Source organism: Novosphingobium sp. B-7 (assembly GCF_000410615.1).
Lineage (GTDB): Bacteria > Pseudomonadota > Alphaproteobacteria > Sphingomonadales > Sphingomonadaceae > Novosphingobium > Novosphingobium capsulatum.
The window spans coordinates 1,668-2,948 of the sequence record NZ_KE148377.1 but is presented as its reverse complement, the minus strand read 5'-3'; the positions used below and the strand labels follow the sequence as shown (position 1 = coordinate 2,948).

At 68.7% G+C, this 1,281-nt stretch carries 1 protein-coding gene and 1 pseudogene; both read right to left on the bottom strand.

Annotated features, from left to right (window positions below; all coding sequences use genetic code 11):
- Window positions 1–180: 180 nt before the first annotated feature.
- Complete coding sequence (locus H926_RS0115595) at window positions 181–654, bottom strand: peroxiredoxin (RefSeq protein ID WP_022677149.1); 474 nt, start codon at window positions 652–654, stop codon at window positions 181–183.
- A gap of 3 nt (window positions 655–657) precedes the next feature.
- Window positions 658–1,281: pseudogene (locus tag H926_RS31885) on the bottom strand (glutamine-synthetase adenylyltransferase); the annotation flags it as partial.

The window sequence follows — 1,281 nt, the reverse complement described above, 5'->3', positions numbered from 1 at the left end:
TCGGCCGGGCGCGCCGGGCTATCGGGCATGGCCACGTCGAAGGCGAAAGCCAGGCGGCCGGCCGCCCAATCGCGCGCCACGGCGCGGGTGGCCATGGCCTTGTCACGGGGATCGGCGGTCAACATGGCGGCGCGAATCGCGGCCGCCACGGTGGGAAGCGATGCAGTCATGCCGCGCGCGTTACAGCGCCTGGGCCGCGGCGAGAACCTGTGCAGCGTGGTCCTTGACCTTCACCTTGTTCCACACCTGGGCGATGCGGCCATCGGCACCGACCAGATAGGTCGTGCGCTCCATGCCCATGTAGGTGCGGCCATACATCGACTTTTCCGTCCAGATGCCCAGCGCATCGGACAGGCCACCCGCTTCGGCATCGCTGGCGAGCGGGGCTGCCAGGCCATGCTTGGCAATGAACTTCTCGTGCTTCTTGGGCGGGTCCTTGCTCACGCCGAGCAGCGCGGTGCCGGCGGCGGCAAATTCATCGGTCAACGCGGAAAAGTCCTTGTTCTCGGTAGTGCAGCCGGGCGTATCGTCCTTGGGATAGAAGAACACGACCAGCTTGCGGCCGGCAAAGTCGGACGGCTTCACCACGCTGCCATCAGGGGCGGTCAGCGGCAGATCGGGCAGCGGATCGCCCACGCCGGGAAAGGTGCTCATGCGTCATGTCTCCAATGGTTGCCCGAAGACCTGGCCCCAGGCATCGGCAATGCGGTGTCTTGCCCGCGCCACCGCGTCAAGCAGGGCGTCCCAGCTTTCCTGGCCACAGGCAGCGGCAACGATGGCACGGCTGGCCGGGGGCGGGAACATGCCATCAGGGGCAACCAGGCGCACCACCACGAGCAGCCCGGCAAGCAGATCGTGCGCGGCGCGCAGGCCCGGCGGCAGGAGGCCAGCCTCTTCCAGCGCCAGGACCGCCGCGCCCAGATCGGGATCGAGCGCCACGTGATCGCGCAGTTGCAGGTAGTGCGCGAGGAATTCGAGATCGACCAGGCCGCCGCGCGCCAGCTTGACGTCGAGTGGGCCCTTGGCCGGCTTGTGCCGCGCCATTTCGGCGCGCATCGCTAGCACGTCGTCCCGCAGGGCAGCGGGATCACGCGACTGGCGCAGCACGCGGGCGACGATATCGGCGAGTGCGGCGCGATCGGTCGCCTGCCCGAACAGCGGCCGGGCCCGGCACAGCGCCATGTGCTCCCAGGTCCAGGCATCCTCGCGTTGATAGCGTTCGAAACTGTCGAGGCTGACCGCGATCGGCCCTTGTGCGCCAGAGGGGCGCAGCCGGGTATC